Source organism: Antricoccus suffuscus (assembly GCF_003003235.1).
Taxonomy (GTDB): Bacteria; Actinomycetota; Actinomycetes; order Mycobacteriales; family Antricoccaceae; genus Antricoccus; species Antricoccus suffuscus.
On sequence record NZ_PVUE01000003.1, the window covers coordinates 23922 to 49148 of the forward strand.

Annotated in this window: 23 protein-coding genes, 2 tRNA genes and 1 other RNA gene; 15 read left to right on the top strand and 11 right to left on the bottom strand. The window is 65.2% G+C overall.

The window, feature by feature from the left end; genetic code table 11:
• Window positions 1-407: 407 nt before the first annotated feature.
• From CLV47_RS05220 to CLV47_RS05230, 3 genes are read left to right on the top strand one after another with little or no spacing between them, the layout of a single operon-like run.
• On the top strand, window positions 408-1778 hold the full coding sequence (locus tag CLV47_RS05220; RefSeq protein WP_106347971.1) for an inorganic phosphate transporter: 1371 nt from the start codon (window positions 408-410) through the stop codon (window positions 1776-1778).
• Between the two features lie 2 nt (window positions 1779-1780).
• A complete protein-coding gene (locus CLV47_RS05225) occupies window positions 1781-2044 on the top strand; it encodes a hypothetical protein (RefSeq protein ID WP_106347972.1) in 264 nt (87 codons plus the stop codon).
• A 22-nt stretch (window positions 2045-2066) separates the two neighbouring features.
• Window positions 2067-2414: a DUF3349 domain-containing protein gene (locus CLV47_RS05230; protein WP_202862400.1), complete on the top strand. Its 348-nt coding sequence runs from the start codon at window positions 2067-2069 to the stop codon at window positions 2412-2414.
• Window positions 2415-2439: 25 nt separating this feature from the next.
• Here the strand turns inward: CLV47_RS05230 and CLV47_RS05235 are convergent, their stop codons facing one another.
• Complete coding sequence (locus tag CLV47_RS05235) at window positions 2440-3246, bottom strand: aquaporin (protein ID WP_106347973.1); 807 nt, start codon at window positions 3244-3246, stop codon at window positions 2440-2442.
• Window positions 3247-3402: 156 nt separating this feature from the next.
• On the opposite strand from CLV47_RS05235, the gene CLV47_RS05240 reads away from it, so the two are divergent.
• Entirely contained in the window at window positions 3403-3834 is a 432-nt protein-coding gene (locus CLV47_RS05240) for a CoA-binding protein (protein ID WP_106347974.1), read from the top strand.
• On the opposite strand, the gene CLV47_RS05245 is transcribed toward CLV47_RS05240, so the two are convergent.
• The 3 genes from CLV47_RS05245 to CLV47_RS05255 are packed head-to-tail and all read right to left on the bottom strand — an operon-like array spanning window position 3831 to window position 6521.
• Entirely contained in the window at window positions 3831-4523 is a 693-nt protein-coding gene (locus tag CLV47_RS05245; protein WP_238145245.1) for a DNA alkylation repair protein, read from the bottom strand. The two genes, CLV47_RS05240 and CLV47_RS05245, sit on opposite strands and share 4 nt — an antisense overlap.
• 3 nt (window positions 4524-4526) lie before the next feature.
• On the bottom strand, window positions 4527-5465 hold the full coding sequence (gene ypfJ / locus CLV47_RS05250; protein WP_106347975.1) for a KPN_02809 family neutral zinc metallopeptidase: 939 nt from the start codon (window positions 5463-5465) through the stop codon (window positions 4527-4529).
• A 48-nt stretch (window positions 5466-5513) separates the two neighbouring features.
• Entirely contained in the window at window positions 5514-6521 is a 1008-nt protein-coding gene (locus CLV47_RS05255; protein WP_106347976.1) for a prephenate dehydrogenase, read from the bottom strand.
• Between the two features lie 37 nt (window positions 6522-6558).
• On the opposite strand from CLV47_RS05255, the gene CLV47_RS05260 reads away from it, so the two are divergent.
• On the top strand, window positions 6559-7056 hold the full coding sequence (locus CLV47_RS05260) for a nucleoside deaminase (protein WP_106347977.1): 498 nt from the start codon (window positions 6559-6561) through the stop codon (window positions 7054-7056).
• Window positions 7057-7144: 88 nt separating this feature from the next.
• Window positions 7145-7232, top strand: a tRNA-Ser gene (locus tag CLV47_RS05265).
• Between the two features lie 127 nt (window positions 7233-7359).
• Here the strand turns inward: CLV47_RS05265 and CLV47_RS05270 are convergent.
• Window positions 7360-7665 carry an antibiotic biosynthesis monooxygenase family protein gene (locus tag CLV47_RS05270; protein ID WP_106348172.1) on the bottom strand — a complete coding sequence of 102 codons (306 nt, stop codon included), beginning with the start codon at window positions 7663-7665 and terminating at the stop codon, window positions 7360-7362.
• Between the two features lie 139 nt (window positions 7666-7804).
• On the opposite strand from CLV47_RS05270, the gene CLV47_RS05275 reads away from it, so the two are divergent.
• The 7 genes from CLV47_RS05275 to CLV47_RS05305 all read left to right on the top strand — a co-directional run bounded on the left by CLV47_RS05275 (window position 7805) and on the right by CLV47_RS05305 (window position 19190).
• The gene (locus tag CLV47_RS05275) at window positions 7805-10735 is read left to right on the top strand and encodes a helix-turn-helix transcriptional regulator (RefSeq protein ID WP_170110965.1); all 2931 of its coding nucleotides are present in this window, start codon (window positions 7805-7807) and stop codon (window positions 10733-10735) included.
• Window positions 10736-10822: 87 nt separating this feature from the next.
• Window positions 10823-13279: a PEP/pyruvate-binding domain-containing protein gene (locus CLV47_RS05280; protein ID WP_106347979.1), complete on the top strand. Its 2457-nt coding sequence runs from the start codon at window positions 10823-10825 to the stop codon at window positions 13277-13279.
• Window positions 13280-13332: 53 nt separating this feature from the next.
• Window positions 13333-13797: a hypothetical protein gene (locus CLV47_RS05285; RefSeq protein WP_106347980.1), complete on the top strand. Its 465-nt coding sequence runs from the start codon at window positions 13333-13335 to the stop codon at window positions 13795-13797.
• A gap of 118 nt (window positions 13798-13915) precedes the next feature.
• On the top strand, window positions 13916-14887 hold the full coding sequence (locus CLV47_RS05290; protein ID WP_106347981.1) for an LLM class F420-dependent oxidoreductase: 972 nt from the start codon (window positions 13916-13918) through the stop codon (window positions 14885-14887).
• A 180-nt stretch (window positions 14888-15067) separates the two neighbouring features.
• Window positions 15068-16540, top strand: a complete 1473-nt coding sequence (locus CLV47_RS05295; protein WP_106347982.1) for a carotenoid oxygenase family protein — start codon at window positions 15068-15070, stop codon at window positions 16538-16540.
• A complete protein-coding gene (locus tag CLV47_RS05300; RefSeq protein ID WP_106347983.1) occupies window positions 16537-18210 on the top strand; it encodes a class I adenylate-forming enzyme family protein in 1674 nt (557 codons plus the stop codon). Before CLV47_RS05295 ends, CLV47_RS05300 begins: the two co-directional genes overlap by 4 nt.
• Window positions 18207-19190, top strand: coding sequence for an LLM class F420-dependent oxidoreductase (locus CLV47_RS05305; protein WP_106347984.1), 984 nt, complete (start codon window positions 18207-18209; stop codon window positions 19188-19190). Before CLV47_RS05300 ends, CLV47_RS05305 begins: the two co-directional genes overlap by 4 nt.
• Before the next feature lie 5 nt (window positions 19191-19195).
• On the opposite strand, the gene CLV47_RS05310 is transcribed toward CLV47_RS05305, so the two are convergent.
• The 5 genes from CLV47_RS05310 to CLV47_RS05330 all read right to left on the bottom strand — a co-directional run bounded on the left by CLV47_RS05310 (window position 19196) and on the right by CLV47_RS05330 (window position 21994).
• Window positions 19196-19645, bottom strand: coding sequence for an SRPBCC family protein (locus CLV47_RS05310; protein WP_106347985.1), 450 nt, complete (start codon window positions 19643-19645; stop codon window positions 19196-19198).
• Complete coding sequence (locus CLV47_RS05315) at window positions 19638-19982, bottom strand: ArsR/SmtB family transcription factor (protein WP_106347986.1); 345 nt, start codon at window positions 19980-19982, stop codon at window positions 19638-19640. Before CLV47_RS05315 ends, CLV47_RS05310 begins: the two co-directional genes overlap by 8 nt.
• Before the next feature lie 76 nt (window positions 19983-20058).
• A complete protein-coding gene (gene mshB / locus CLV47_RS05320; protein WP_202862401.1) occupies window positions 20059-20997 on the bottom strand; it encodes an N-acetyl-1-D-myo-inositol-2-amino-2-deoxy-alpha-D-glucopyranoside deacetylase in 939 nt (312 codons plus the stop codon).
• A 102-nt stretch (window positions 20998-21099) separates the two neighbouring features.
• Window positions 21100-21657: a hypothetical protein gene (locus CLV47_RS05325; RefSeq protein WP_146135290.1), complete on the bottom strand. Its 558-nt coding sequence runs from the start codon at window positions 21655-21657 to the stop codon at window positions 21100-21102.
• A gap of 249 nt (window positions 21658-21906) precedes the next feature.
• Window positions 21907-21994 (bottom strand) — tRNA-Ser (locus CLV47_RS05330).
• Window positions 21995-22103: 109 nt separating this feature from the next.
• On the opposite strand from CLV47_RS05330, the gene CLV47_RS05335 reads away from it, so the two are divergent.
• Window positions 22104-23720, top strand: coding sequence for an FAD-binding oxidoreductase (locus tag CLV47_RS05335; RefSeq protein WP_106347989.1), 1617 nt, complete (start codon window positions 22104-22106; stop codon window positions 23718-23720).
• A 22-nt stretch (window positions 23721-23742) separates the two neighbouring features.
• Here CLV47_RS05335 and CLV47_RS05340 read toward each other — a convergent pair whose 3' ends face one another.
• Entirely contained in the window at window positions 23743-24930 is a 1188-nt protein-coding gene (locus CLV47_RS05340) for an acyl-CoA dehydrogenase family protein (RefSeq protein WP_106348173.1), read from the bottom strand.
• 166 nt (window positions 24931-25096) lie between these two features.
• On the opposite strand from CLV47_RS05340, the gene ffs reads away from it, so the two are divergent.
• Window positions 25097-25192: signal recognition particle sRNA small type (ffs, locus tag CLV47_RS05345), an RNA gene on the top strand.
• Window positions 25193-25227 lie beyond the last annotated feature (35 nt).

Below are 25227 nucleotides of genomic sequence, written 5' to 3' on the forward strand. Positions count from 1 at the left end.
AATGGCGATGGTCGGTAGTTTCCGCGATCCGTCACAAAATCCCTCGCGATCCGTCACAAAGTCCCCCGCGATCCGTCACAAAGTCCCCCGCGATCCGTGGGTATGCACTGGCGCCTTGGCGCCTCGCATGTTCTGTAGCCGGGGGTTCACGCAGGCTCAACGCGGGTGTGTCGCTCACGCTCGGATCGTGCGCTGACGTCGCGACCGACCTCGCACCCCCACACGTGTGCCGTTTCGCTGCGCCGCTGGCGAAATGCTGCTGCCGAACCCCGCATTTGTACGACTCAGGTGCCCAGATGAACGCGAGGTGAACTGGCGGCAAAATGTCCTTCTGGCCGCCTGTTTGCTACGCCTCATTGGGCGCGGATTTGCTGGACAGCGGACGCTTTGGCCCGCACCATTAACGCATGGCCGAAATGGTGATCCTGGTTCTGGTTGTCGCAACCGCACTAGCGTTTGATTTCACCAACGGTTTTCACGACACCGGCAATGCCATGGCCACATCTATCGCCACTGGGGCGCTCAAGCCCAAGGTCGCCGTCGCCATCTCCGCGGTCCTCAATCTGGTCGGCGCGTTCCTGTCGATTCAAGTCGCCAAGACAGTCTCCAAAGTCGTCAACATCCAGTACACGAAAGACACGACCGGACCCGACGGCGTCGTACATCACGCGGGAGAGCCGATAGCAGGACTCTCCGGTCACGCGCTGATCATGATCGTGTTTGCCGGCCTCGTCGGCGGCATCCTCTGGAACCTGATCACCTGGCTGCTCGGACTCCCGTCCAGCTCGTCGCACGCGTTGTTCGGCGGCCTGATCGGTGCGGCCATCGCAGGACTCGGGTTCAGCAACGGCGTCGACTGGCCACTCGTGCTCAGCAGCATCATCGTGCCGGCCGTACTCGCGCCGGTTGTCGCGGGAATCGTCGCCGCGTTGGGCACCTTCTTCGTGTACCGGCTGACCCGCAACGTCGCCGAAAGCGCGAAGGAAAAAGGATTCCGAATCGGTCAGATCGGCTCTGCCTCGCTCGTGTCTCTCGCGCACGGCACCGGAGACGCGCAGAAGACGATGGGCGTGATCTTCCTAGCGCTCGTCGCACACGGGACCGTCAGCGTGGATGGCGACATCCCGTTCTGGGTCAAGTTCGCATGCGCGGCAGCAATCGCCCTTGGCACCTACATTGGCGGCTGGCGCATTATCCGCACCCTCGGCAAGGGACTAGTGGAGATCAGTGCGCCGCAGGGTATGGCGGCCGAATCCGCGTCCGCGGCGGTCATCTTGTCCTCCAGCCACCTGGGTATGGCGCTGTCGACGACCCATGTCGCGACCGGTTCGATCCTCGGCACCGGACTCGGCAAGAAAGGCGCCGAGGTCCGCTGGAAGGTCGCCGGCCGAATGGCGGCCGGTTGGATCATCACACTGCCGGTAGCCGCGTTGGTCGGCGCCGCGTGCTGGTGGATCGCCAACTTGCTCAAAGGCCCGGCCGACGGTCTGCTGGGCATACTCGTGGTATTCGCGATTCTGGTCGTCTCGGCGACCTTCATCTACCGCCGGTCTCGCAAGACCCCCGTCGGCGCCGACAATGTCAATGCCGAATGGTCCGAGGAAAACCCGCTCCAGCCCACTCGTCCGGTTTCGGCCGAGCATCCGGCCGGCACCTTGATCGACGAGGGACTCGCGAAGATGTTGCGCGAGGGCGAGTTGACCGTGGACGGAAGGCTCACCGACAAGGGCATACAGGCATCTGAGGCCAGAGCGTACGACGACGCGAAAGGGCGCTAGCAATGGACTTCATCGCGACCATCGCCCCGATCTGGAAGGTCCTGTCTGTTGGGATCCTGCTCGGTGCCGGACTTCCGGCGATCTTCGCCATTGGAATGCGTCTCCAGAGCCCGGCAGCGTCGGATGGGGCCGTATCCACAGCACCCACCGTCGGGAGGCGTGTCGCCGGAATCGCGTGCTTCGGCGTCGTTGTCGTGGCCGTGCTGTTTGGGCTCGCCGTACTCGTAGGCGGCGACGGCGTACTCAACGCAATAGGACTGGGCTGACCGTGGGCGAGAGGAAACTGTCGTGAGCGCCGCGGACGAGTCTGGAGTTTCGGGTGATCGCCCGCGCCCGGGCATTTTGACTGCGATCCTCGACTGGCTGCGCCTGGGCTATCCGCAAGGAGTGCCGCCGCAAGATCGGTTCCCGCTGATCGCGCTACTCGCACGCAGGCTGACCGACGAACAGGTCGAGTGGGTGGCAGAGCAAGTAACCGCCAACGATGCGGCGCCGATCTCTAGGGTGGATGCTCAGGTGCTGATCACCAAGGTGACCAACGAACTGCCGTCAGGGGATGACATCGAGCGGGTACGTCGTCATCTGGTCGCCGCTGGCGTCGACATCGATTGGGACGCTCCCCGCAATAACGACTGACGCCGTCACGTTTGCACCAAGTGCGCTACGGCGCGTCAGGCGCTGCGGGCCCGGGCGCCAACGGAGCGCTGATTGCTTCCGGCGTACGGTTCAGCGGATCCTCGGCGCTGCGGCCATCCACGTTGAGGACACCTTCGATCTCGATCTTGTCCTGCCCCCAGATCAGGTTGTAGAACAACGCGCCGATCACGGCACCAATCAGCGGCGCGACGATGAACAGCCACAGTTGACCGAGCGCCGTACCGCCGGAGAACACCGCCGATCCCAGGCTCCGTGCCGGGTTGGCCGAACCGCCGGTGACCGGGATGCTCACGAGATAGACGACCGCGAGGGTGAAGCCGATCCCGACGCTCGCGCTCGCGGCCGTGCCGATCCGGTCGGTTGCGGCGAGAACGACGAAGACCATCACAAACGTCAGCGCGATCTCGATGCCGAACGCGGAGGTCTGGGAGTAGCCGTCCGGGCTCGCCGTACCCCATCCGTTGGGCGCAAGGCGATCGACGCCCGAGTGGTAGCCGGGTCGACCGCTCGCGACGCCGAAGATGACTGCGGCACCCGCGATCGCACCCAGCAGTTGCGCCACGACGTAGGCGATGGCGTCCTTGACGGCGATCTTGCTGGTCACCATGAGCCCGACCGTGACGGCTGGATTGACGTGACAGCCGGAGATCGGACCGATGGCATAGACGAGGAAGGTCAGTGTGAGACCGAACGCGAGCGCTACGCCGAGGTGGCCCACACCGGTGCCGCCGAGGACCGCAGCGCCGACGCCGGCCATGACGAGAATTCCAGTACCGACGAATTCGGCGAGGTAGCTGCGCCAGGCGTTCATTCTTGGTCCTTCCAGACACGAATACGAGTAACCAGCCGAAGCGCACACGCGCCGCGTGAAATCTATCAGCGAGTGGCCGGGTCGCGCCTCTTTTCGGCCTCTGAAGGCGGATCGCCTGTCGGCCGCGTCGCCGGTCGCCGGCGTACTGTCTGAGGCATGACGACCTGGACCCAACCGACCGAGGCCGAGCGGTTCGCGCTGTTGCGTGATGCCAAGACGATCGCGATCGTCGGGGCCTCGCCGAACCCGGAGCGTTCCTCCAACGAGATCGCGCGCTATCTGAAGGCGCGGGCGTCGTACGAGCTCTACTACGTCAATCCGACCGTCGAGGAGGTATTGGGGGAGAAGGCCTACGACTCGCTCGCGGACCTGCCCGTCGTGCCGGACATCGTCGATGTGTTCCGCCGGTCTTCGCAGTTTCCGGCCGTTGCGGACGAGGCGATCAGCGTGGGAGCCAAGGCTGTGTGGGGCCAGCTCGGCGTCGCCGATCAAGACGCTGCGCAGAAGGCGACCGATGCGGGACTCACCGTAGTGATGGACGCGTGTATCGCCGTGGAGCACTCGAAGTACCGCTCCGAGCTCGGTTAGAGGTGCTTGAGCGCCTCTCGTTTGCTCAGCCCGGATAGCTCGCCTTCGTGCGCCGCGACATAGTCACGCACCCACTCGGGGTCGTGCCTGGCGTACTGCCGAAGTGCCCACCCGATGGCCTTGCGGATGAAGAACTCCTTGTCGCCGAGGTTGGGCTCGATAGCGGCCGAGAGTAGCTCGGTGTCGGTCTGCTCACGCATCGCGAGCTGCGCGATGATCGACGTACGCCGCAGCCACATGTCCGAGTCTTGCGACCAGGTAAGCAAAGTAGGCGTGATCTTGGCGGGGTAGCGCTTGAGTAGTACGCCGATCCGATTGCCGGCCACCTCGTCGACGATGTCCCACCACGCGCCGTGAGTGATGAGGTGCTTATACAGAGGTACGGCGGCGGGCCGCTGATATACGTCGTACGCGCGGTAACCGCTCAGCGCGACCGCGGCGTACCACTCCTCACGAAACCGGGCATTGTCGAACATCGCGCGCACCGTTTGCCGCCACGACGTGACGTCCGGGAGGGTGTGCTGCGCGAAGGCCTGTTGGGAAATCTTGCGTACCGTCGGCATGGGTACGCCGTAGTAGGGCATCGCAGATTTCATGTATGCCTGCATTTTGGGGGCACGCGAACGATCGGCGACACTCTGGAGTTGCTGACGAAGGTCCGTGATCAGACGCTCGCCGATTGGATGCACGTCTTAAATGCTTCCGCTGAAGGTGTCGCACTTGGCCATATCGCCGGAGTCGATGCCGCGCTTGAACCACTTGTAGCGCTGGGCCGATGTGCCGTGGGTGAAGGACTCCGGGTTGACCCCGCCCCCGCCTTGCGACTGGATGTGGTCGTCTCCGATGGCTTGCGCTGCGTCGAGGCCCGCCTTGATGTCCGCGTCGGTGATCTCGGTGATGATCTTGACGCCTTGGCTGTCCGTTGTGCCGGTCGCATGATTGGCCCACACGCCCGCGTAGCAGTCGGCCTGCAGCTCGATGCGTACGGAGCTGCTGTTGGCCCCGCTCTGCCCGTCCTGGGCCTGTGACAAGGTGCCGAGCAGGTCCTGGATGTGGTGGCCGTATTCGTGGGCGACGACGTACGCCTGCACAAATGGGACGTTCTGGGCGCCGAGCTGCTGCAGCATCGTGTCGAAGAACGACGGGTCGATGTAGACGACCTTGTCATTTGGGCAGTAGAACGGGCCGACTGCTGACGTCGCTTGGCCGCAGCCGGTGTTGGTGCCCTGGCTGAACAGTTGCGTGATCGACGGTTCGTAAGGGACGTGCTGAGGGGTGTGGCCCGGGAGGTAGCCGTTCCAGAACTGCTGGACGCTGTTGACGATGAGATTGAGCCTGCAGTCAGTGCGGTCGACGGCGTTGGGGTCGGTCTGGCAGGTGGCGATGTCACCGCCGCCGACCTGTGGCGACGCACCCTGAGCGGAGCTGCCGTCGTTACCGAACAGTCCGCCCCCGCCACCGCCGAGGAATTGCATAACGATGAAGATGATGACCCCAACGACGCCGAGACCACCTGCGCTGCCGCCGATCCCGCCCGGCAGGCGAATACCGCCGCCACCGCCTCCACCTCCGCTACCGCGCACGTCCGAAATCTGTGACGTGTCGATCTGGGCGTTCTTGTTGAATTGCATGGCGGAGCCTCACTCGGGCGGTCTACGGCTGCGGGACTTCGGATGCACCTATTTCTCCGGCTCAAAGACTAGTGCAGTGGCCCGCGCCGTAGTGCATGAAACGACATATCCGCCCGTCGTACCGATCGCGATCAGGCGTTCGGCGGCATCCGGCGCATCTAGGTGGACGATGACTTGACCTTGGTCGAGTGCCTCGTCCTTGATCTGCTCCCATCGGCGCCGAGCCTGGTGCCCGTCGGTGAGTAGCCCGGCGACATCGCCGGTGCGAAGTAGCTCGCGTGCCTGCATGAGTTGTTCGATGTAGTTGCCGAGCGTCGCATCCAGGTGCGGGTTACCGGCGATAATCGCCTCGACCAGTTCCGGTCGCGTGGAGGCGACTCGAGTGGCGTCGCGAAACGATCCGGCGCCGAGGCCGAGCGCGGGCTGCCAGTCGCTGCCGATCGCGAGCGTCTCGGCGAGGATGTGCGGCAGGTGACTGATCCAGGCCACCGACCGGTCGTGCGCGTCGCTTGAGGCCGGGGTGATCTGCCCGGTTGTCGCGGTGACGATCTGCGCGACCTGCGCCCACCGGGTGAGGTCCGTGCGCCGGTCGAGGGTGAGCACCCAGCGCGCGCTGTCCAGCAGATCAACTCTCGCGGCGTGAAACCCGGATTCCGACGTACCGGCCATCGGATGCGCGCCGACAAACCGGTGCGCGTGCGGCGTACGGGCGGCGGCGTCGCGCAGCGGCGACTTCACCGACACGACGTCGGTCACGGTGACCGACTCAGGCGTCTGGTCCAGCACCTTGGGAAGCATCTCGAGCACCGGTTCGAGCGGCGCGGCGAGTACGACGAGGGCGTGGTCCGGTAGCTGCTGCAGGAGCTCGTCCTGGCTGTCGGCCGTGCCGATTCCGGCGTCGTTCGCTGCGGCGCGGGTGTCCGGGTCCCGTGAAAAGCCGCGTACGTCGTACCCGAGGGACTGCGCCTTGAGCGCGAGTGAGCCACCGATCAGGCCGAGGCCGAGGACCGCGACGGTGGGTTTCGTGAGTGTCGCCATGCAGTAGAGATTAGCCATCCAGGTGTGCCGCTATCTAGAGCCGTAACCTTGGCGCATGAGTTTTGCGGCTGGGGCGGCGTACGACGGGGCGATGCGTGCCGCGATCGGCCAGGGTCAGCGGGCGCTCGAGTCGGGCGACGTACCGGTCGGCGCCGTACTGGTCGACTCCGCCGGCCTCGTGGTCGCGACCGGTTTCAATGCCCGCGAACGGGACGGCGACTCGACCGCGCACGCTGAGATCGTGGCGATCCGGGCGGCCTCATCGGCGCTGGGCAACTGGCGGCTGGACGGCCTGACTCTGGTCGTCACGCTGGAACCGTGCACGATGTGCGCGGGCGCAGCGGTGCTGGCGCGGGTCGACCGGATCGTGTTTGGCGCGGCAGAGCCGAAGACTGGTGCGGTGGGTTCGGTGTGGGACGTCGTACGGGACCCGCGTAACAACCACCGCCCCGAAGTCCTCGGGCCCTGGGATCTCGCGCCGGACGTCAGTGCCGAGTGCGCCGATCTTGTGCGGGACTTTTTCGCCGATCGGCGGGGCGCGAGTGACGGATGAGCGGACTTTCGTGACGGATGAGCGGACTTTCGTGACGGATCGCGGGGTGGTGCCGGGGCGGGCCGGGTGATCGCGTACCCTTTTTCGCGGTGGCGTGTCCGAGCGGCCGAAGGTGCAACACTCGAAATGTTGTGTAGGGCAACCTACCGTGGGTTCAAATCCCACCGCCACCGCCAAGTGAAATGGCCCCCGACGTCAGCGTCGGGGGCCATTTGGCATTGTGTGCCGCGTTAGGTGAAACAGATCGACTCAATGGTGAGTCAATCTGTTGCACCTAAGACGCATCGTGGGGTGACGGCGCGACTAATCCTCGAGGTCGACGATCTCGAACTCGAGGAGATCGGCGCCGGTTGCGACCACTGACTGTCCGTTTTGGGCGGCCGTGTGCGCCGCGGGAGCGCGCTTGTCAGCCCAGTCGCGGAAGGCTTCTTCGGTCTCCCACGTGGTCACGACGAAATAGCGCGTCTCGCCCTTGGTCGGGCGTAGCAGCTGAAATCCTTCGAAACCCGGTGATGAATCGACCGCGTGCTTCCGCGCGGCGAAGCGCTTCTCGAGTTCGGGTCCGGCGCCGTCCGGCACCGAGATGGCGTTGATCTTCACGACAGACATGCTCCAAGGGTACGGCGACCCGCGCCGGTCGCGACGGTGTCGGTCCGCCGCGCACTCTGCTATACCGAATATGTACCGGCTCGACCTTCCCGGTGGATTGGTCGGGCGGCGCAGCGAATGCGGTCGCGGGGGTAGCAAAATGCGCGCTTCGCAAAGCGGTGATGGCCCGCCGAATGGCGGGGCGTTCATCGGACGCTGCGCTGAACTTGCCCGGATCGAGTCCGCGGTCGCATCGGTGGCGAGTGGCGCTCCCGGGATCCTGCTGTTCACCGGTCTGGAGGGGATCGGTACGACGCGGCTCGCATACGAGGCGCTGGATAGTGCCGCGGCGGCCGGGTTCGCGACGTTCCGTGGCCGAGCCACCGAGCTGGACCGCGACCTGGCGTACGGGCCGTTCGTGGGTGCTTTTAGCGGCTATCTTGGTCGCCTCGAGCGCGACGAGCGCGACTCGCTGTTGTTGGACCTGTCGCAGTTAGGACTGTTATTCGCCGGTCTCGGTCTTAGCGCGGTGCGGCCGGTCGGCGATCCGGAGGTGGAACGCGTACGGCTGTTGAGCGCGATGGCCTGCCTCATCGAACGACTTGCGAGCCTTCGTCCGATGGCGCTCCTGGTTGATGACGCGCACTTCATGGACGCCTCGAGCGCGTCGCTGTTGCGTCACCTCACTGACTCCTTGACTGGTGCGCCGGTGCTCGTCGTACTGACCGCGCAGCCGGACCGAGCGGCGGCCAAGCCGATGCGCGTACTCCTCCACCACCTCAGTACGTCGCCGTGGTGGTTGGATCGAGTCCAGGTGGATCCGTTAAGTGACAGCGAATCTGCTGATCTTTTCGCTAGAGCGCTGAGCCGACCCGCCGGCGTCCACCTCCTCGACGAGGTGATTGCTCGATGCGCCGGCCGGCCGTTGTTTCTCGAGTCCTTGGCACACACGCTCAACGACGCCGAACGGTTGGCCGAGCGGCCGACGAATTTTGTCCTTAACAGCTCGCGGATTACGCTCCCACGAGACATCCAAGACGAGCTCGGCTCGCGGCTGGCCACGCTGGATGATGATGAAAGGGCGATCACCCGGATCCTCGCCACCGCAGTCGACGCCTGCAATCTGCGGTTGCTGCGGGCCGCGTGCGATCTCGCCGATCCGGCGTTGACCGCAGCAATCGATCGGCTCGAACGTCGGCATCTGATCGTGTCGTCCGATCGCGGTTACGTCCTCGCCCACCGGATGCTCATCGATACGGTGATGGCGCGGTTGACGCAGATCCAGCGACAGCTGTTGCACGCCCGTCTTGCTAGGACAATCGCCGATGTAGAGCCGAATAATCCGGCATGCGCTGAGCATGTCATTCTCGCCGGCGACGTGATACCCGACGATGAAGCGTTGCCACTTCTGCTCGTCGGTGCGCATCATGCGCGATCGGTCGGCGCGGTCGACGACGCGGTCCGCTATCTGGAGATCGCGCTGACGGCCGCCACGACGGATCCGATCGACCTTCAGGCGCAGATTCTCGGAGAGCTTGGGGACCTTTCGCGGACGGCGGGGCGATTGGACGTCGCGCGCGGTTACTGGACGGACGCCCTCACCATTTATGTGGCAAACGCCGACCCGCTCGGGACGAGCCGGGCGCACCGCGAGCTGGGAATGCTGACTTGGTCCGCGGGCGACTTGACCGGGGCCAGGCAGCATCTGGACGAGGCCGGCCAATCGCTCGCGCAGAGCCAACCGAGCGCGGAGCACGCCGAGTTGATGCACGCACGGACAATGATGGCGACCCGGCTGGGTGATGCCGAAGAGGTCACTGCAACCGCGGCCGAACTGCGTCGGCTCGCCGACGAGCTCGGCGCGCCCGAGTTCAGTGCGCGCGCCTATCTGGCCGAAGCGTTCAATGCTTTCGCGGTCACCGATTTTGAACGGGCGGACGCCAGCAACGAGCTTGCATTGACCGCTGCGCGAGCAGCCGGGCAGCCGATGCTCGAGGCCCGCGCCTACGACCAGTTTTCGATTGTCGCGGCGTCGGCTGCCGATATCGAGCGACTACGCCGTTTCAGTGCGGCAAGCCTGAAGATCGCGACGCAGCTGGGTGCGCCGATGATGGAGGCGTGGCCGCGCAGCAGGCTCATGATGGCCGATTTTCTCGCAGGCGACTGGAACTCCGCGCTGGCGACGGCCGGCGAGGTGATTGAGCTGGGACACCAGTACGGCGACCATCGGGGGCGGGTCAGCTCGCACGCGATGTATGCATGGCTACTCGCGCACCGCGGCCGGCTGACCGAGGCTCGTCAGTATCTCGATCGCGCGACCGAGATCGCCAGGGGCGGACGTGGGCCGAGCAGCACCAACATGAACGTCGTCGTGGCGAGTACGACGCTCGCGCTCGCTGAGGGCCATCTGTCCCTAGCCGCAGAGCTCGGCGCACCGTTGGCCAACCTCGCCATCGCGTGGTATCCCATCGTCGCCCTCGAACCACTGGCCGTCGCGCTCGCTACCAGCGGTCAAGCGGCGGAGGCGACAGAGCTTACCGGTCGGTTGCGCTCACTGAAATCCTGCGGCACGGAGTTTCCGGCCGCGATCGCCGACTGGGTGGACGGCCTCGCGCTGCCGGAACACTCCGAGGCGTTACTCGCGCGCGCCGCCGACGCCTTCGACCGGGTGGGTACGCCGTACTACGCGGCACGAGCGAGACTCTCGCGCGCCACTGCACTGCGGCGTACCGACACGACGTCGGCGGTCCGGGACGGGACCGCCGCGCTGGTTGTGTTCGACCGGCTTGGCGCCGCACGGCACTCGAAACTGGCCAGGGAGCTTTTGCGCGACCTAGGCACGACGCCGTCGCGGGGGCGTTCACACCATGCAACCGGCAGCCCGCTCAGCACGCGTGAGCTGGAGGTCGCGCGGCTCGTGGCCTCCGGGCGCAGCAACGCTGATGTCGCTACCGAGCTATTTATCAGCCCACGCACGGTGACTACGCACCTAGACCGTATTTATGCCCGTCTCGGCCTCAACTCGAGGGTCGCGTTGACGCGCTATCTCGCCGACTCCGGGCTGTTGGATGAGAGCCGCCCGGGTACGTAACGGCGCGAATACGCAATTGTGCCGATACCGGCGACAACGGTGGCGGCGCATGCTGATCGTGCACTTCGAATCCGCTGGGGGATAGAGATGAGCCCGGTAACCGATGATCGGTACGTCGTCAGTCTCGCGCGCGTCCGCGAGTACGACGTCGCCAAGGTGGGACGCAAGGCCGCCACCTTGGCCGAGTTGATCAACGCGGGTTTCGCGGTGCCCGAGGGAATCGTCCTCACGACGAGCGCCTTTGTGGATTGCTGCGACGGCGGGGGCGGCGGCAGACCACAAAGGCACTCGATCGAGACGGATTCCTCTGTGGCCGCGGCGGTGGCGACGATCGCCGACCACTTCGCCGGCGACACGGTAGTAGTGCGATCGTCCGCCATCGACGAGGACTTGCCGCACGCGTCGTACGCCGGCCAGTACGACTCCATCCTCGACGTACGTGGTGGCACCGACCTGTGCGCCGCGATAGAGAAGTGTTGGGCGTCCGCGAATGCCGATCGAGCACGCTCGTACCGATCTGCGGCCGATACTTCGATGGCCGTGCTGGTCCAGCGGCAGCTGTCGCCAGATATCGCGGGCGTGGCGTTCACGGCCAACCCGGTCACCGGCGACCGCAACGAGGTGTTGGTCTCGGCCGTTCCCGGCCTGGGCATTGGCGTCGTCGACGGTACGACGAATCCCGACGAATGGGTCGTCGCCGGGACGACGGCGACGCCGGTGCGGGTCGATAACGGTGCGCTCACCGCCGCGCAGGCTCGCTCGGTCGCCGTACTCGCCCGTCGGGTTGAAGCGCGTCTGGGATGCCCGCAGGACATCGAGTGGGCGATGCAGTCCGGCCTCCTGATGGTGCTGCAGGCTCGCCCGATCACCGCGTTGCCGACCGCGCCGGCCGTCGAACTGCCGCCCGGGCCGTGGTTTAAGGAGACCGACCGGTACGCCGAGCCGATGACGGCGTTGGGAGCGTCGATCGTCGAGCGATGCATCGGCGTCGGCCTGGGTGGGATGTTCCGGCGTTACGGAGCGATGATCGACCGGGTCGAGGTGCGTTCGATCGGCGGCGAGATCTACCAGCAGCTGTTGCCTTTCCACGGCAAACCGGAAGATCGGCCCCCGCCGTGGTGGGTGCTCGCCGTCGTCGCCCGGGTGGTGCCTTCGATGCGGACCCGGATGCGAACCGCCGGCCGGGCCGCAGACCGTGAACGGCTCAATGAGACGGTACGTAGCTGGTACGACGTCTGGCGTCCCGATATCGAGCGTCGCGTCGCGGAGCATCGTTCCGTTGCAATCGACGGGCTCAGCAACTCCGAGCTCGCCGCGCACTTCGATCGCCTTGGCGCCTTCGTTGAGGAAACAATCCGCCTGCATTTTCGCTTGATGCCGCCGCACATCGTGCCGCTCTATCGGCTCGTTGCGTTGTGCCACAGGCTCTTCGGCTGGGACACCGCGCGTGCGCTGGACCTCGTGTCGGGGACGTCCGCGGTGACGTCCGCGCCGTCGGAGGAACTGCACGACCTCGCGGCACAGGTACAGGAGTCGCCGGAGCTGTGCGCCGCGCTGGCCGCCGGCGCCGACCCGGGCAGCACGATTCGGGCGTACTCGCCTTCTCTAGGCGCCGCTTTTGACGACTGGTGTGACCGGTACGCCGACCGAAACATCAGCGACGACCCCGGCTCGCCGACGTTGCGGGAGCGGCCGGTGCTGTTGAGCAGGCTGCTGCTCGATGGCCGCCCCGACCTTAGCGGGCAGACAGCCGACGTACGCCAAGCGGCGATCGACGACGCGCGCCGCTTGTTGGCGGGGCGTCGGGCGCGGGACCGGCAGGAATTCGAACGCGCCTACAACGACGTACTGGCCAGCTACTGCCTGCGGGAGGACTCCGCATTCTGGACCGCGTCGATGCCGGCCGCGCTTGTCCGGCCTATCGCGTTGGAGATCGGACGGCGGCTCGTCGCGGCCGGCCGGCTCGACCGGGCCGAAGACGCGGTGCAGCTCGAGTTCGACGTACTGTCGCGTGCTTTGGGCGACGACACGGACCTACATCAGTTGGTGATCAAGGCGACGGCGGAACGGGCGTGGGCCCGGCAGCACCCCGGACCTATCAGTGTCGGGCCCGAGATGGCGCCGCCGCCGGACATTCGCGGCCTTCCGCGGTCGGCGCGCGAGCTGAATGCGGCGCTCCTGTGGTCGCGCTTCGGCGATGCCGAGAAGCCCGAAGAGCACACCGATGCGCTTCTCGTCGGTACGGCGGGCGCGCCCGGCCGCTACACCGGTCCGGTCCGGGTGATCACTGACGTATCGCATTTCGACCGGATACAACAGGGTGACGTGCTGGTCTGCCACACGACAGACCCGGCGTGGTCCGTGCTGTTCGGAGTCGCATCGGCACTCATCACCAATGTCGGCGGGGTGCTGTCACACGCCGCGATCGTTGCCCGCGAATACGGATTGCCGGCGGCACTAGGCACCGGGACGGCGACCGCCGTACTGCACGACGGTCAGATCGTGACGGTCGACGGTTCTACCGGGACGGTCACCGCCGGATAGCTGCGAATTGTCACACAGTCGCCAAATATTGGCGAAAGTAACAAGGGGGAGAGATGAACACTGCAGTTCTGCGTGGACAAAAGGCGACGGCCAAGGCCGCACCGCACTACCGCGTTGTTGCGGATCGAGTGCAGGCATGGGGCGCGCTACTGGGGGTAATGTTGTGCGCCGTACAGGTCGCGCTCGCCGCGCTCGGTTTCTGGGGCGTCGAGGAACGTCCGGGTAACAAGGAGGCCGGAGAGGCGGCGTTCGGCCCGCACGCCATGAACGGGACGATCTTGCAGTACCTCGCGCTGGCACTGCTGATACTGGGCATCGTGACGATGGTGAACTGGAAGGTGTGGGCAATTCCGCTGGTGCTGGCGATCCTGTTGTTTGCGGTGCAGGGTCTGCTCGTCGGGCTTGGATTTGATGTCAGCAAGTGGTTCGGGGCGTTGCATGCCCTCAGCGGCATGGTGATCACCGCCGGGTTCGTGTGGCTAACGCTCGACCGGTTCCGCCATCCGCTGCGCCATTAAATTTCGTGTGACAAGGAAGCGAGGACGTCGGCTCGCTTGGCCCGACGGTAGGGGCGGCGCACCGTGAGCAGGCGACCGTCGTACGTTGTTACGACACTCGCCAACTCAAGGAGAACCGATGAAGTTCGGAGTCACGCCGCAGACTTGGATGGGACGGCCGCAAGATGAGGTCATCGAGGTAGCCAAACACGCTGACGCGGTGGGCTACGCGTCGCTTTGGCTGCCCGAGGCCGCGGCGTACGACGTGTTCGCGCTCGCGACCTACATCGGCCTACAGACCGAACAGATCGAGATGGTGCTCGGCGCGTTGCCGGTCACAGTGCGTGACCCAGCCATGATCGCCCGCGGAATCTCGTCAGTTCAGGCGCTGACCGGACGCACCGTGTCGGCCTGTCTTGGTACGTCGAGCAACTTCATCGTCGAGACGTGGCACGGTCGCTCCCGGGAGCACAGCGGCACCGCGCTTGGCGAGTCGGCGCAGGCGCTGCGCTCGCTATTGGCGGGCGAGAAGTCGCGGCTCAACGGAAAAGTGCTCAGCACCAATGGCTTCAAGCTGCGGCTTGGCACTCCCGCGACGCCGGTGACGATGGCAGCCTTCGGGCCCTATGCCCTGAAGATGGCCGCACAGTACGCCGACCGGCTGGTGCTCAATTTGCTCGATGCCGACACGGCGAAGTCAGTGATCGACCAGTTCTCGGCGTACTGCAAGGACGCCGGCCGGGAGGTGCCGCCGGTGGCCCTGTGGGTCGGTACGGCGGTCGACCAGGACGAAGCGGCGTTCGAACAACTCCGGTCCGCAACGGTCGGCTACCTGATGGCACCGGGCTACAGTGACATGTTCGCGAAGGCGGGCTATGGCGAGCTCATCGACTACGCGCGGACGAGGCCACACCCGCGGGAACTGATGGCGAAGGTACCTGACGAGCTGGTCCGCGGGGTCAGCATTATTGGCGACCAGGACATGGTGACCGCCCGGATCGCGCAGTACGCCGCGGCCGGGATCGATGAGTTGATCTTCCAGCCCACCTCCACCGAAAGTGACCCCGGCGCGAAGCAGACGCTCACCAAAGTCGCAGACGTCGCGTTCTAGCGGATCCGAGGGACGATGGAACCACATATGTGCCGATCGGCATCACCCTCGGGAAATTCTTGCTGCGTAGTCATACATTTGTGCCGGAGTGTCGCGTTCTGGCGATTGGGCGCGGACGATTGAACAAGAGCGGTTTGCCGCTTAGGGTCGTCTCAAGCCCATCGACCATTGGAGCGCGCCATGTCGATCACCGAGAACTCCCGGCCCACGGCCGTCGCCAGCGTCACGGGCGATGAGCAGAACCCCTACCTGCTAGGCATCTACGCGCCGGTTCATGAAGAGATCAGCGCCGAGGACATGGTGGTTATTGGCGAGATTCCCAAGGACCTCAACGGCGTATACCTGCGCAACGGTCCTAACCGCAAGTACGAGACGCCCGGTCGCTATCACTGGTTCGACGGCGACGGGATGATCCACGCGATACATTTCGACAACGGCAAGGTCCGCTATCAAAACCGGTGGGTGCGCACCGAGGCCTTCAAGGCCGAAAGCGCAGCCGGCAGAGCGCTGTTCAGCGGCGTCAGCGAAAATCCCGAGAACAACCCGTTCGGCAACAGCCACGGCCTCAACATCAAGGACTCGGCCAACACCGATCTGATCTACCACCGCGGCAAGGTCCTCGCGACGTGGTACCTGTGTGGCGCGCCGATGGCGATTGACCCGCTCTCGCTCGACACCCTCGGGGCGGAGGACTTCTTAGGCACGCTGGTGGGCGACATGATGGCGCACCCGAAGGTGGACGAGCGTACCGGTGAACTGTTCTGGTTCGACTACGGTCCGCAGGCGCCGTACATGCGGTACGGCGTCATGGGCGCGGACGGCAAACAGAAGCACGTCACCGATATCGAGCTGCCTGGACCACGGTTGCCGCATGACATGGGGATCACCGACAACTACGCCATACTGATGGATCTGCCGTTGATTCAGGATGAGCGTGCGCGCCAGGCTGGGCGTTACAAGATCCAGTTCGACCACACGCTGCCAGCGCGTTTTGCAGTGATTCCGCGCTATTCCGACGCCAGCAAGTTGCGCTGGTTTGAAGCGTCACCGTGCTATATCTACCACGTCGTCAACGCCTGGGAGGAAGGCGACGAGGTGGTCATGGACGTCTGCAGGATGCGTCAGGGTCAGCACGCTCAGGCTCAGATCAAGACACCGCTCGCGCAGATGCTCGCCTATCTGAAGATGGACGCTCGCATCTGGCGCTACCGGTTCAACGTCAAGACCGGGCAGACGATCGAGGGCCCACGCGACGACGACAACACCGAGTTTCCGAGCATTGACTCGCGCGTCGTCGGCCAGCGCAACCGGTTCACCTACAACGCGCACATCGCGCAGGCCGACACGGTGCTGTTTGACGGAATCGTGCGCTATGACCTGCACAGCGGGGATTCGGAGCACTATCGGTACGGCGAGGGGCGGTGGGGCAGCGAGTCGCCATTCGCGCCCCGAGACAATTCGACCGGCGAGGACGACGGCTACCTCGTGTCCTTTGTGACCGATGAGCGCGACCAACACAGTGAAGTCGAGGTCCTCGACGCGTCCGATATCGCGGCCGGACCGGTAGCCCGCGTCGTACTCCCGCAGCGAGTGCCGCTCGGTTTCCATGCCACGTGGGTCCGCGAAGACCAGCTGCGCAAGGCGGCCTCGTGAAGCTGCATCCCGAGGAACGGGTCCGCGACTACGTCGAGGCCGGCTACTGGGGCGCGCCGACGTGGCCGCAGATGCTCGACGCGCACATCGCCGCGACCCCGGACAAGCTCGCGATCGTCGATCCGGCCAACCTTGAGGCGCTGTGCGGTACGCCGCCTCAGCAGTGGACTTGGCGAGAGCTCGGCGATTACACCGATCGGCTCGCGGCAGTCTTGCGCGACTACGGCATCGGCGCCGACGACGTGGTCGCGTGCGCCTTACCCAACCGGGTCGAGCTTGCCGCGCTCTACCTTGCGGTCGCGAAGCTCGGCGCCATCGTGTCGCCATGCCCGGTGCAATACCGCCAGCACGAGTACCTGCAGATCTGCGCGGCGGTAAAACCGAAAGTCTTCGTTACGGTGACTGCCTTCGCGGACCGGGCGCTGGCGGCCGAGGTAGCAGCGGCCAAGATCCCCTCTGTGCAGTCGATCTTGGCATACGGCGACGAACGGCCGGACGGCGTACTGTCGCTCGACCGGCTCGTGTCCGAAGCCGCGCCAGCACAGTTCGATCGGGAGCCCGACGGTAACGACTGCGTAACCGTGTGCTGGACGTCCGGCACCGAGGCCGCGCCCAAAGGTGTCCCGCGATGCGCAAACGACTGGTATCCGATGGCGTACGCCAGCATCGACGCGGCCGAGCTCACGGGGAACGACGTATTGCTCAATCCGTTTCCGATGGTCAATATGGCAGGTATAGCGGGAATGTTCGTGCCGTGGCTGATCACCGGCGCGACGCTCGTGCAACATCACCCGTTCGACCCGCAGACGTTCTTCGGCCAGCTGGCCGCCCACCGAGTGACCTATACGGTTGCGCCTCCGGCGTTGCTGATGATGGTGCTCGCCCGTGAGGACATCCCGGCTGTCGTATTCGACTCGCTGCGGATCGTCGGGTCCGGATCGGCGCCGCTGTCGCCGCACATGACTAATGGCTGGAAAGACCGGTTCGGCATCGAGATCATCAACTGCTTCGGATCCAATGAGGGAGTTTGCATCGCCGGCGACCCCAAGACGGTGCCCGACCAGGACCTTCGCGCGACACTGTTCCCGCGGTTCGGGTCGCCGTCGCACGAGTGGCCCAACACCGGTGCACATGGCATGCGTTCGCGCATCGTCGATCTCGGGACCGGCCAGCAGATTGATGAGGCGGATAGGACCGGTGAGTTCCGAATCAAAGGGCCCGGAGTGTTCGCCGGTTACTGGCCCGGCACCGGATCGACGGACGCGTTTGACGAGGACGGCTACTTCTGCACCGGCGACCTTTTCCAGTATGTCGCCGACGACAGCGGCGACCTGCGCTACCTCAAGTACCTCGACCGTGCGAAAGACATCATCGTCCGAGGCGGGCAAAACATCTCTGCCGCGGAAGTCGAGGGACTGCTCGTGGGCCATCCCGCGGTCGCCGAGGTGGCGGTCGTCGGCGTACCGGACGAGGTGTACGGCGAGCGGGTTTGCGCCGTCATCGTGTCCAGCGCCGGGGCGCCGCCCACGCTCGAGTCACTCGTCGAGTTCTTGCGTGGCAGCCAGATCGCGTCTTACAAATTGCCGGAGTCGCTGCACATCGTCGAGGCTCTGCCGCGTAACCCGGTCGGCAAGATCCTCAAGCGGGAAGTCAGGTCGATGCTCGGATGAGCCGCGAGCAACGACTGAGCATCTCGCTCGGCCTCTGGCAGGATCGGCCGCCACAGGAATCGCTCGCCGTGGCACAGCACGCCGATCGGCTTGGCTACGACGAGCTGTGGGTCGGCGAGATGGCGACATACGACGCGTTTGCTCTCGGCACCGCCGTCGGACTACAGACCGCTCGGATCCCCTTAGTGCTGGGCGCGATGGCCGTGACCGTGCGTGACCCGATGATGCTTGCGATGGGCGTTGCATCGGTTGCGGACCTCACGGGACGGGCAACCCATCTGGCCCTCGGCACGTCGAGCACGCACGTTGTCGAGGCGTGGCACGGCCGGTCACGCGGGCGGGCCACTGAGGCGCTGGTCGAGTCGGCGCGGGCAGTCCGGAGCCTACTGCACGGCGAGAAGGTCAAGTTTAACGGCGAAGTGCTGAGCACCAACGGTTATCACCTCCGGCTTGCGCCGCCGCAGACATCGATCTCGATGGCCGCATTTGGGCCGCGCGCGCTCATGGCGGCTGCGGAGCACGCCGACCGGTTGGTGATCAACCTGGTCGACGTACCGACCGCGAAGCTTCTTGTCGATGAGTTTTCCGAATATTGCGGGGAAGTCGGACGCGTGCGTCCGCCAGTGGCGATGTGGGTCTGTGCGGCGCCACACTCCAGTGGGGCGGCGATGTTGCAGCTTCGCACCGGTCTCGTGGGCTATCTGATGGCGCCTGGGTATGCCGAGATGTTTGCCCGTGCTGGATTTGGAGACCTGGTCGACTTCGCTCGCCGACGACCGCATCCACGCGAACTGCTCGAGCGAATCCCGGACGAATTGATCGATGGTGTGAGCCTGATCGGCTCGGAAAGCCATGTGCGCCAGCGGATCTCGGACTATCGAGCCGCTGGTATCGACGAGATTGTCGTCGTACCTTCGTGCACCGACGACGATCCGGCCGGCGAGCGCTCGCTGACCAGCATCGCCGCAGTCGGGCGCTGACGAATTTAGCTGAGATGCTCGGTGAGGATCTCGAACGCCGACGCCCAGCCGTCGTACACGCCGTAGTCGCCTGGTTGACCGTCGGCGCCGCGCAAGTGAAACATCATCTCGGTCTGGCCCGGGGCGGTCTCGGTCAGGACAACGGTGATCACGGGCGCCTCGGAGTCGGTGGGCATGCCCCAGGTGAAGACGAGGCGCTCAGGCTCGACAACTTCGAGGTATTCGCCGGACGTCGGAAACTCGGTGCCGTCCGGCGCGATCATCATGTATTCGTAACTGCCACCGACGCGCGCGTCGATGCGCACGGACTCGCGAGGCGTCCGCACGTTGCGCGGATGCCACCACTGGGCGGCTTCATCGGGATCGGTCCAGGCCCGCCAGAGGATCTCACGAGGCGCGTCGAAGACGCGGGTGATGGTGAATTCCTTCTGCTGGGTAGCGCTTTTGTCAGCCATGAGGCTTCCCTTTCTTTAGCTCTTGGAGTCGCTCGTCGAGCAGGTCGAAGCGCTCGTTCCAGTGGCGGCGATGGTGATCGACCCAGGTCGAGACCTCGTCCAATGGCTCGGTGCGCAGGGTGCAGGTGCGCCACTGCGCATGCGTCGTGCGTTCGATCAGGCCCGCCGTCTCGAGCACTTTGAGGTGCTGCGAGATCGCCGGCTTGCTCACCGCGAACGGGGTAGCGAGCTCGCCGACCGTGGTCGGGCCTTCCGCCAGCCGCGACAGGATCGCGCGACGAGTCGGATCGGCGAGCGCCGCAAAGACGGTGCTCAAAGGATCGTCCGAACCCCGCATGTAAGCGACTCCTTAATTAATGAATGACTTAACTATAGACTCGCGACACCCGATGTCAAGAGAAAGGTGCGTTCGATCAGGTCTGGAGGCCCGCAAAGATGTCGTCGGCCGGACCGTCGAACGGCACCCCTCCGGCGTATCGGAAGCATTCGCCCCACACGGGCCCGGGCGGAGCATCCTGAAACTTGAAGAAAAACTCGTCGGCGCGGATCTGCGTGGCGTGGGCCCGCAGAGCGCCGAAGCGATGGGCCGCATAGGGGTATCCATCGACCCGGACCGCGATATCGGAGTCATCGACGCTCATCAATGGCGGCTCGTCGGATTCGAGATCAAACGAATCGAAGAACTCGTTGGACTCGCCTGCGTCGCGGGCCTGCTTAATCATCGTGCGGATCACGCCCGCAGACATCGCGATCCACAGCGTGCGGTCGACCTGCCATGCCGGGCCAAGATCGCGACGGTACGACGGAATAGCCGCGAGCGAAATGGCGTACGTCGCCACCTGATGGGCCTTGATGTGGTCGGGGTGCCCGTAGTGCCCGTTCTGGTCGTAGGTGATCAGCACCTGCGGACGGCGGTCCCGGATCAGCGAGACCAGCTCGTTTGCCGCCTCCAGTAGGTCTGCATTCCAAAACGAGTCGTCGTGCGGATCGGGGACCGGGATCACCCCGTGGTTTTCGTCGTACGCCATCCCGGAGTCACGCCAGCGCCCGTCGCCACCAAGCCGGACGAAATCGGTGACGCCAAGCTCGGCCATCGCCTTTGTCAGCTCCTCGAGACGGCGTGGCGCAAGCGCGTTGTCCCGGTCGGCGTGCAGGTGCTCTAACTCCGGTAGGACAACCTCGCCGAGCTCACCGAGCGTGCACGTCACAAGGGTGACGGCTGCGCCTTCGGCGACATAGCGCGCCATCGTGCCGCCGGTGCTGCTGGACTCGTCGTCCGGATGCGCGTGGACCAGCATCAGCCGGCGGTCGGGGGTAGGGGCGGGTTCGTGTGGGGTGTTTGCGTTGCTCACCCCATCACGGTAGTCAGTCACACCGACAGATCGCTCGCATATTTTTCGGCTGAGCGCATAATTCGGGCGCCGCGTAATTCGGACATTAACGTAATTCGGACACTAAGGAGTGTTGGCGAACGAGACCGGCTCGGCCAGGTCGATCACCGTCACCTCGAAGTCGACAGGTATGACGATCGGGTACCCCGTCGAGACTGGAATCGAGATGGTCTGGTCGGCCTCCATCGTGGGCGAGGGCAACGGGCCATCGACGTACTCCGGCAGGCCGGTGACCTGAACCGCGCGGCTGAGGCCCTCGTCGCGCATCATCAGCCACTGACCCGGTCGAAGGTCCCGAGTAGGGACAGGACGTGGGTTGGAAGCGCCAACCTCGGGCCTGACCAGTCGCCACACGATTGGCGCGATGAGATGCCCGGCGAGTGCGCCGAGCGCCGAGCAGCCTGCAATGCCGAGCAGCAGCTCCCAGAATTGCAGGCTCTGACTGATGTTGATCATCACGATCGCGCCGAGAAATGCGCCCAGCAGCCAACCGGTGATGCGCCCGAAGCCGGCGGCGTTCATCTGCTCAACCTGGTGTTCGTGCCAGGCGGGACGGATTCGGACGTAACCCTCACTGGTGGCCGCCCGGCTAGGTCCGCGCCTGCGGGAATTGTTGTGCATCTTCAATGCCTAACCCCCACCCCATGACGAGAGACTTACGCCGGCAGCGCCGATACCCGCCTACGTCCATGATGTACCCAGTCGATTTTCTACCGCAATGGCGCGGCCTCAGTCAGGTGCCGGAACTGCTTCGGCGAGGCGCTCTTGGAGCCACGCAGACTGTGCGGCATGAGGACGCAGTCTCAATAGTTTGCTCCGAAACGCGCACGAGCCCGTCGGGATCTAGTCCCGACGAGCTCGTGAGCGACATGGCGGAGGATACGAGATTTGAACTCGTGAGGGCGTGAACCCAACCCGCTTTCCAAGCGAGCGCCATAGGCCTCTAGGCGAATCCTCCTACAGCACCTCTGGTGAGGCGCCGTGTGAGTCTACCGGATGGATCGACGCACACGACCGGATAGGCCGCGGACTGGTTATCGAGTGACTGTCGCCACTACGCTTCGGCCATGGGAAATCAACGCACACGCTCGTGGTGGGGGTGGGGCTGGGAGGACGCGGCCTTTTCTGACGAGGAATGTCTGGCATATGGGGCGCGAATGCCTGGCCTGGCATCCGCGCCTTATCCGGTGCCGGACGCGCGAGCGCTGGACCTTGCTGCGCCGCGCACGAAGGCGCCGCAGTCACTGCAGCCGTTGATGTCCGACGCGCCGCTCGATCGGGCAAGCCACACATATGGCAAGGCCTACCGGGACGTTATCCGCGCTTTGCGCGGTCAACTGGATGCGGCGCCGGATCTGGTTGCGTACCCGAGCGACGAAGCGGACGTCGTCAACGTGCTCGACTGGGCGACCACGGCGGAGGTGGCCGTGGTGCCCTTCGGCGGTGGCAGTTCCGTGGTGGGAGGTGTGGAGTTCTCGGGCGAAGGTTATGCCGGGGTTGTCTCCCTCGATCTATCTCGTCTCGATCGCGTTCTGGAGATCGATCCCGTGAATCGAGCCGCACGGATCCAGGCCGGCGCGTTTGGTCCCGCCTTGGAGGACCAGCTGCGGCCGGACGGCTACACGCTGCGGCACTATCCGCAGAGCTTCGAGTTCTCGACGCTGGGCGGCTGGCTTGCTACCCGATCCGGCGGTCATTACGCGACGCTACACACCCATATCGACGATTTCGTCGAGTCGATGCGGGTCGTCACCCCGGTGGGGATCAGCGAGTCGTGGCGTCTGCCAGGCTCCGGCGCCGGGCCTTCGCCGGATCGGCTTTTCCTGGGTTCGGAGGGCGCGCTCGGCGTGATCACCGAAGCCTGGATGCGCATTCAACAGCGTCCGCAGTTTCGCCGTTCGGTCTCGGCTGTCTTTGCCGAGGCCACCCGCGCGCTCGCCGCGGTCCGGGAGATTGCTCAGTCCGGACTGAACCCCGCCAACTGCCGACTGCTCGACCCGGGTGAGGCGGCGATGTCTGGGACGTCCGGCGACGGTCAGTGGGTCCTGGTGCTTGGCGTCGAATCTGCTCACCATCCGGTCGACGACGCGCTCAATCTGCTTGTGGAGATCGCGCGTGCGCACGGTGGAACTGTGGCGACACTTGCGCCTTCGGCGGTCAGTGCATCCGAGGCGAAGCCCGAAACCCGGGACCAGGCCGCCGCGAACTGGCGGTCGGCGTTCTTGCGCATGCCGTACGCGCGTGACGGGCTGGCCCGGATGAGCGGAATCGTCGAGACCTTTGAGACGGCCACGACCTGGGACCGCATCGAGGCGCTCTACGACGACGTCACTACCGAGATGGGCGAGGTTATCGCGAAGGTTACCGGCGCTCCCGGCCGGGTGAACTGCCGCCTGACCCACGTGTATCCCGATGGCCCGGCGCCGTATTTCAGCGTCATGGCCACCGGGCGCCGCGGCTCCGAGGCGGCCATGTGGGACGACATCAAGGCGGCCGCGATGGATATCCTCACTCGGCACCGGGCCACGGTGACTCACCATCACGCGGTAGGCCGCGACCACCGGCCGGGCTACGACCGACAGCGCCCCGACGTATTCGCCGCGGCTCTCACCGCGTCGAAGGCTGCGCTGGACCCCGCCGGCATCCTCAACCCGGGGGTCTTACTGCCCGCGCCGAAACGCTAAGGCCATGGAGCCGACCAGTGGCCTAGGAGAAGGCGTTCTGGCCGGTGATCAGCTGACCGAGCACGAGCGTGTGCACCTCTTCGGTGCCCTCGTAGGTCAGCACCGACTCGAGGTTATTGGCGTGTCGCATCAGCGGGTATTCGTGGCTGATGCCGTTGCCACCCAGAATCGTGCGGGCGGTCCGCGCGGCGTCGATCGACACGCGCACGTTGTTGAGCTTGCCGAAGCTCACCTGCTCCGGCGCCAGCCCAGCGTCGCTGTCCTTGAGCCGCCCGAGGTGCAGCGCCAGCAGCTCACCCTTGGCGAGATCCATGGCCATCTTGACCAGTTTCTGCTGAGTGAGCTGGAACCCGCCGATCGGCTTGCCGAACTGGATCCGCGATGCGGCGTAGTCACGTGCCGTCTCGTAGCAGGAGCGACCCGCGCCGAGCGCGCCGAACAGGATGCCGAACCGGGCCTCGCTGAGGCATGACAGCGGGCCACGCAGGCCCTTGACCTCGGGGAGTACGGCGTCGGCGGGCAGACGCAGGTTGTCGAAGACCAGCTCGCCGGTCTTGCTCATCCGTAGAGAGCCCTTGTGCTTGATCTCGTTGGCGGTGAATCCGGGGGTATCGGTCGGTACGACGAAACCGCGTACTCCCTCTTCGGTATCGGCCCAGACGACCGCGACGTCGGCGATCGGTCCGTTGGTAATCCACATCTTCGCGCCGTTGATGATCCAGTCACTGCCGTCCTTCTTGGCGCGCGTGGACATGTGGCCTGGGTCCGAACCGTGGTCGGGTTCGGTCAGCCCGAAGCAGCCGATCTTCTTGCCGGCCGCCATATCGGGCAGCCACTGCTGCTTCTGCTCTTCACTGCCGTACTTCCAGATCGGGAACATCGCGAGCGAGCCCTGCACCGAGACGAACGACCGGAGACCGGAGTCGCCTGCCTCGAGCTCGCGGCAGGCCAGGCCATAGGAGACCGCGTTGGTTCCGGCGCACCCGTAGCCCTCGAGGTGCATGCCCAGCAGTCCCATCTCGCCCAGCGTGGGGATGATCTCGTCGGGGAAGGTCCCGTCCTCAAACCACTGCCCGGCATGCGGGGTGATCTCTGACTCGACGTACTTGCGCACTGTGTCGGTTATCGCCCGCTCCTCTTCGCTGAGCATCGAACGGACGCCGAGAAGGTCGGTGGGGCTAGGCGCTGCTGCGCGCGGTGAGTTGCTCATGGTGGGCTCCTTGTTGCTGTTGCCGGGTGCTTCGCTGCTCAATAATCGAACGCCGGACGGCGGGCGCGACGATTCGGGCAGGCCCACAGTACCGCTTGCGCGCGACGACATATTAATTAAGTGTGGACGGGGCACACGCGGGCACGTGGGGACCTATACGATAGTGCGCGACCCCTCGTGCGGCGTCATCCTGTGAACCTCCCCAGGGCCGGAAGGCAGCAAGGATAAGCGGGCTCTGTCGGGTGTGCGAGGGGTCCCTTATCGTTTGGGACCGATTTGTGTGGGCCGCCGTCGCGG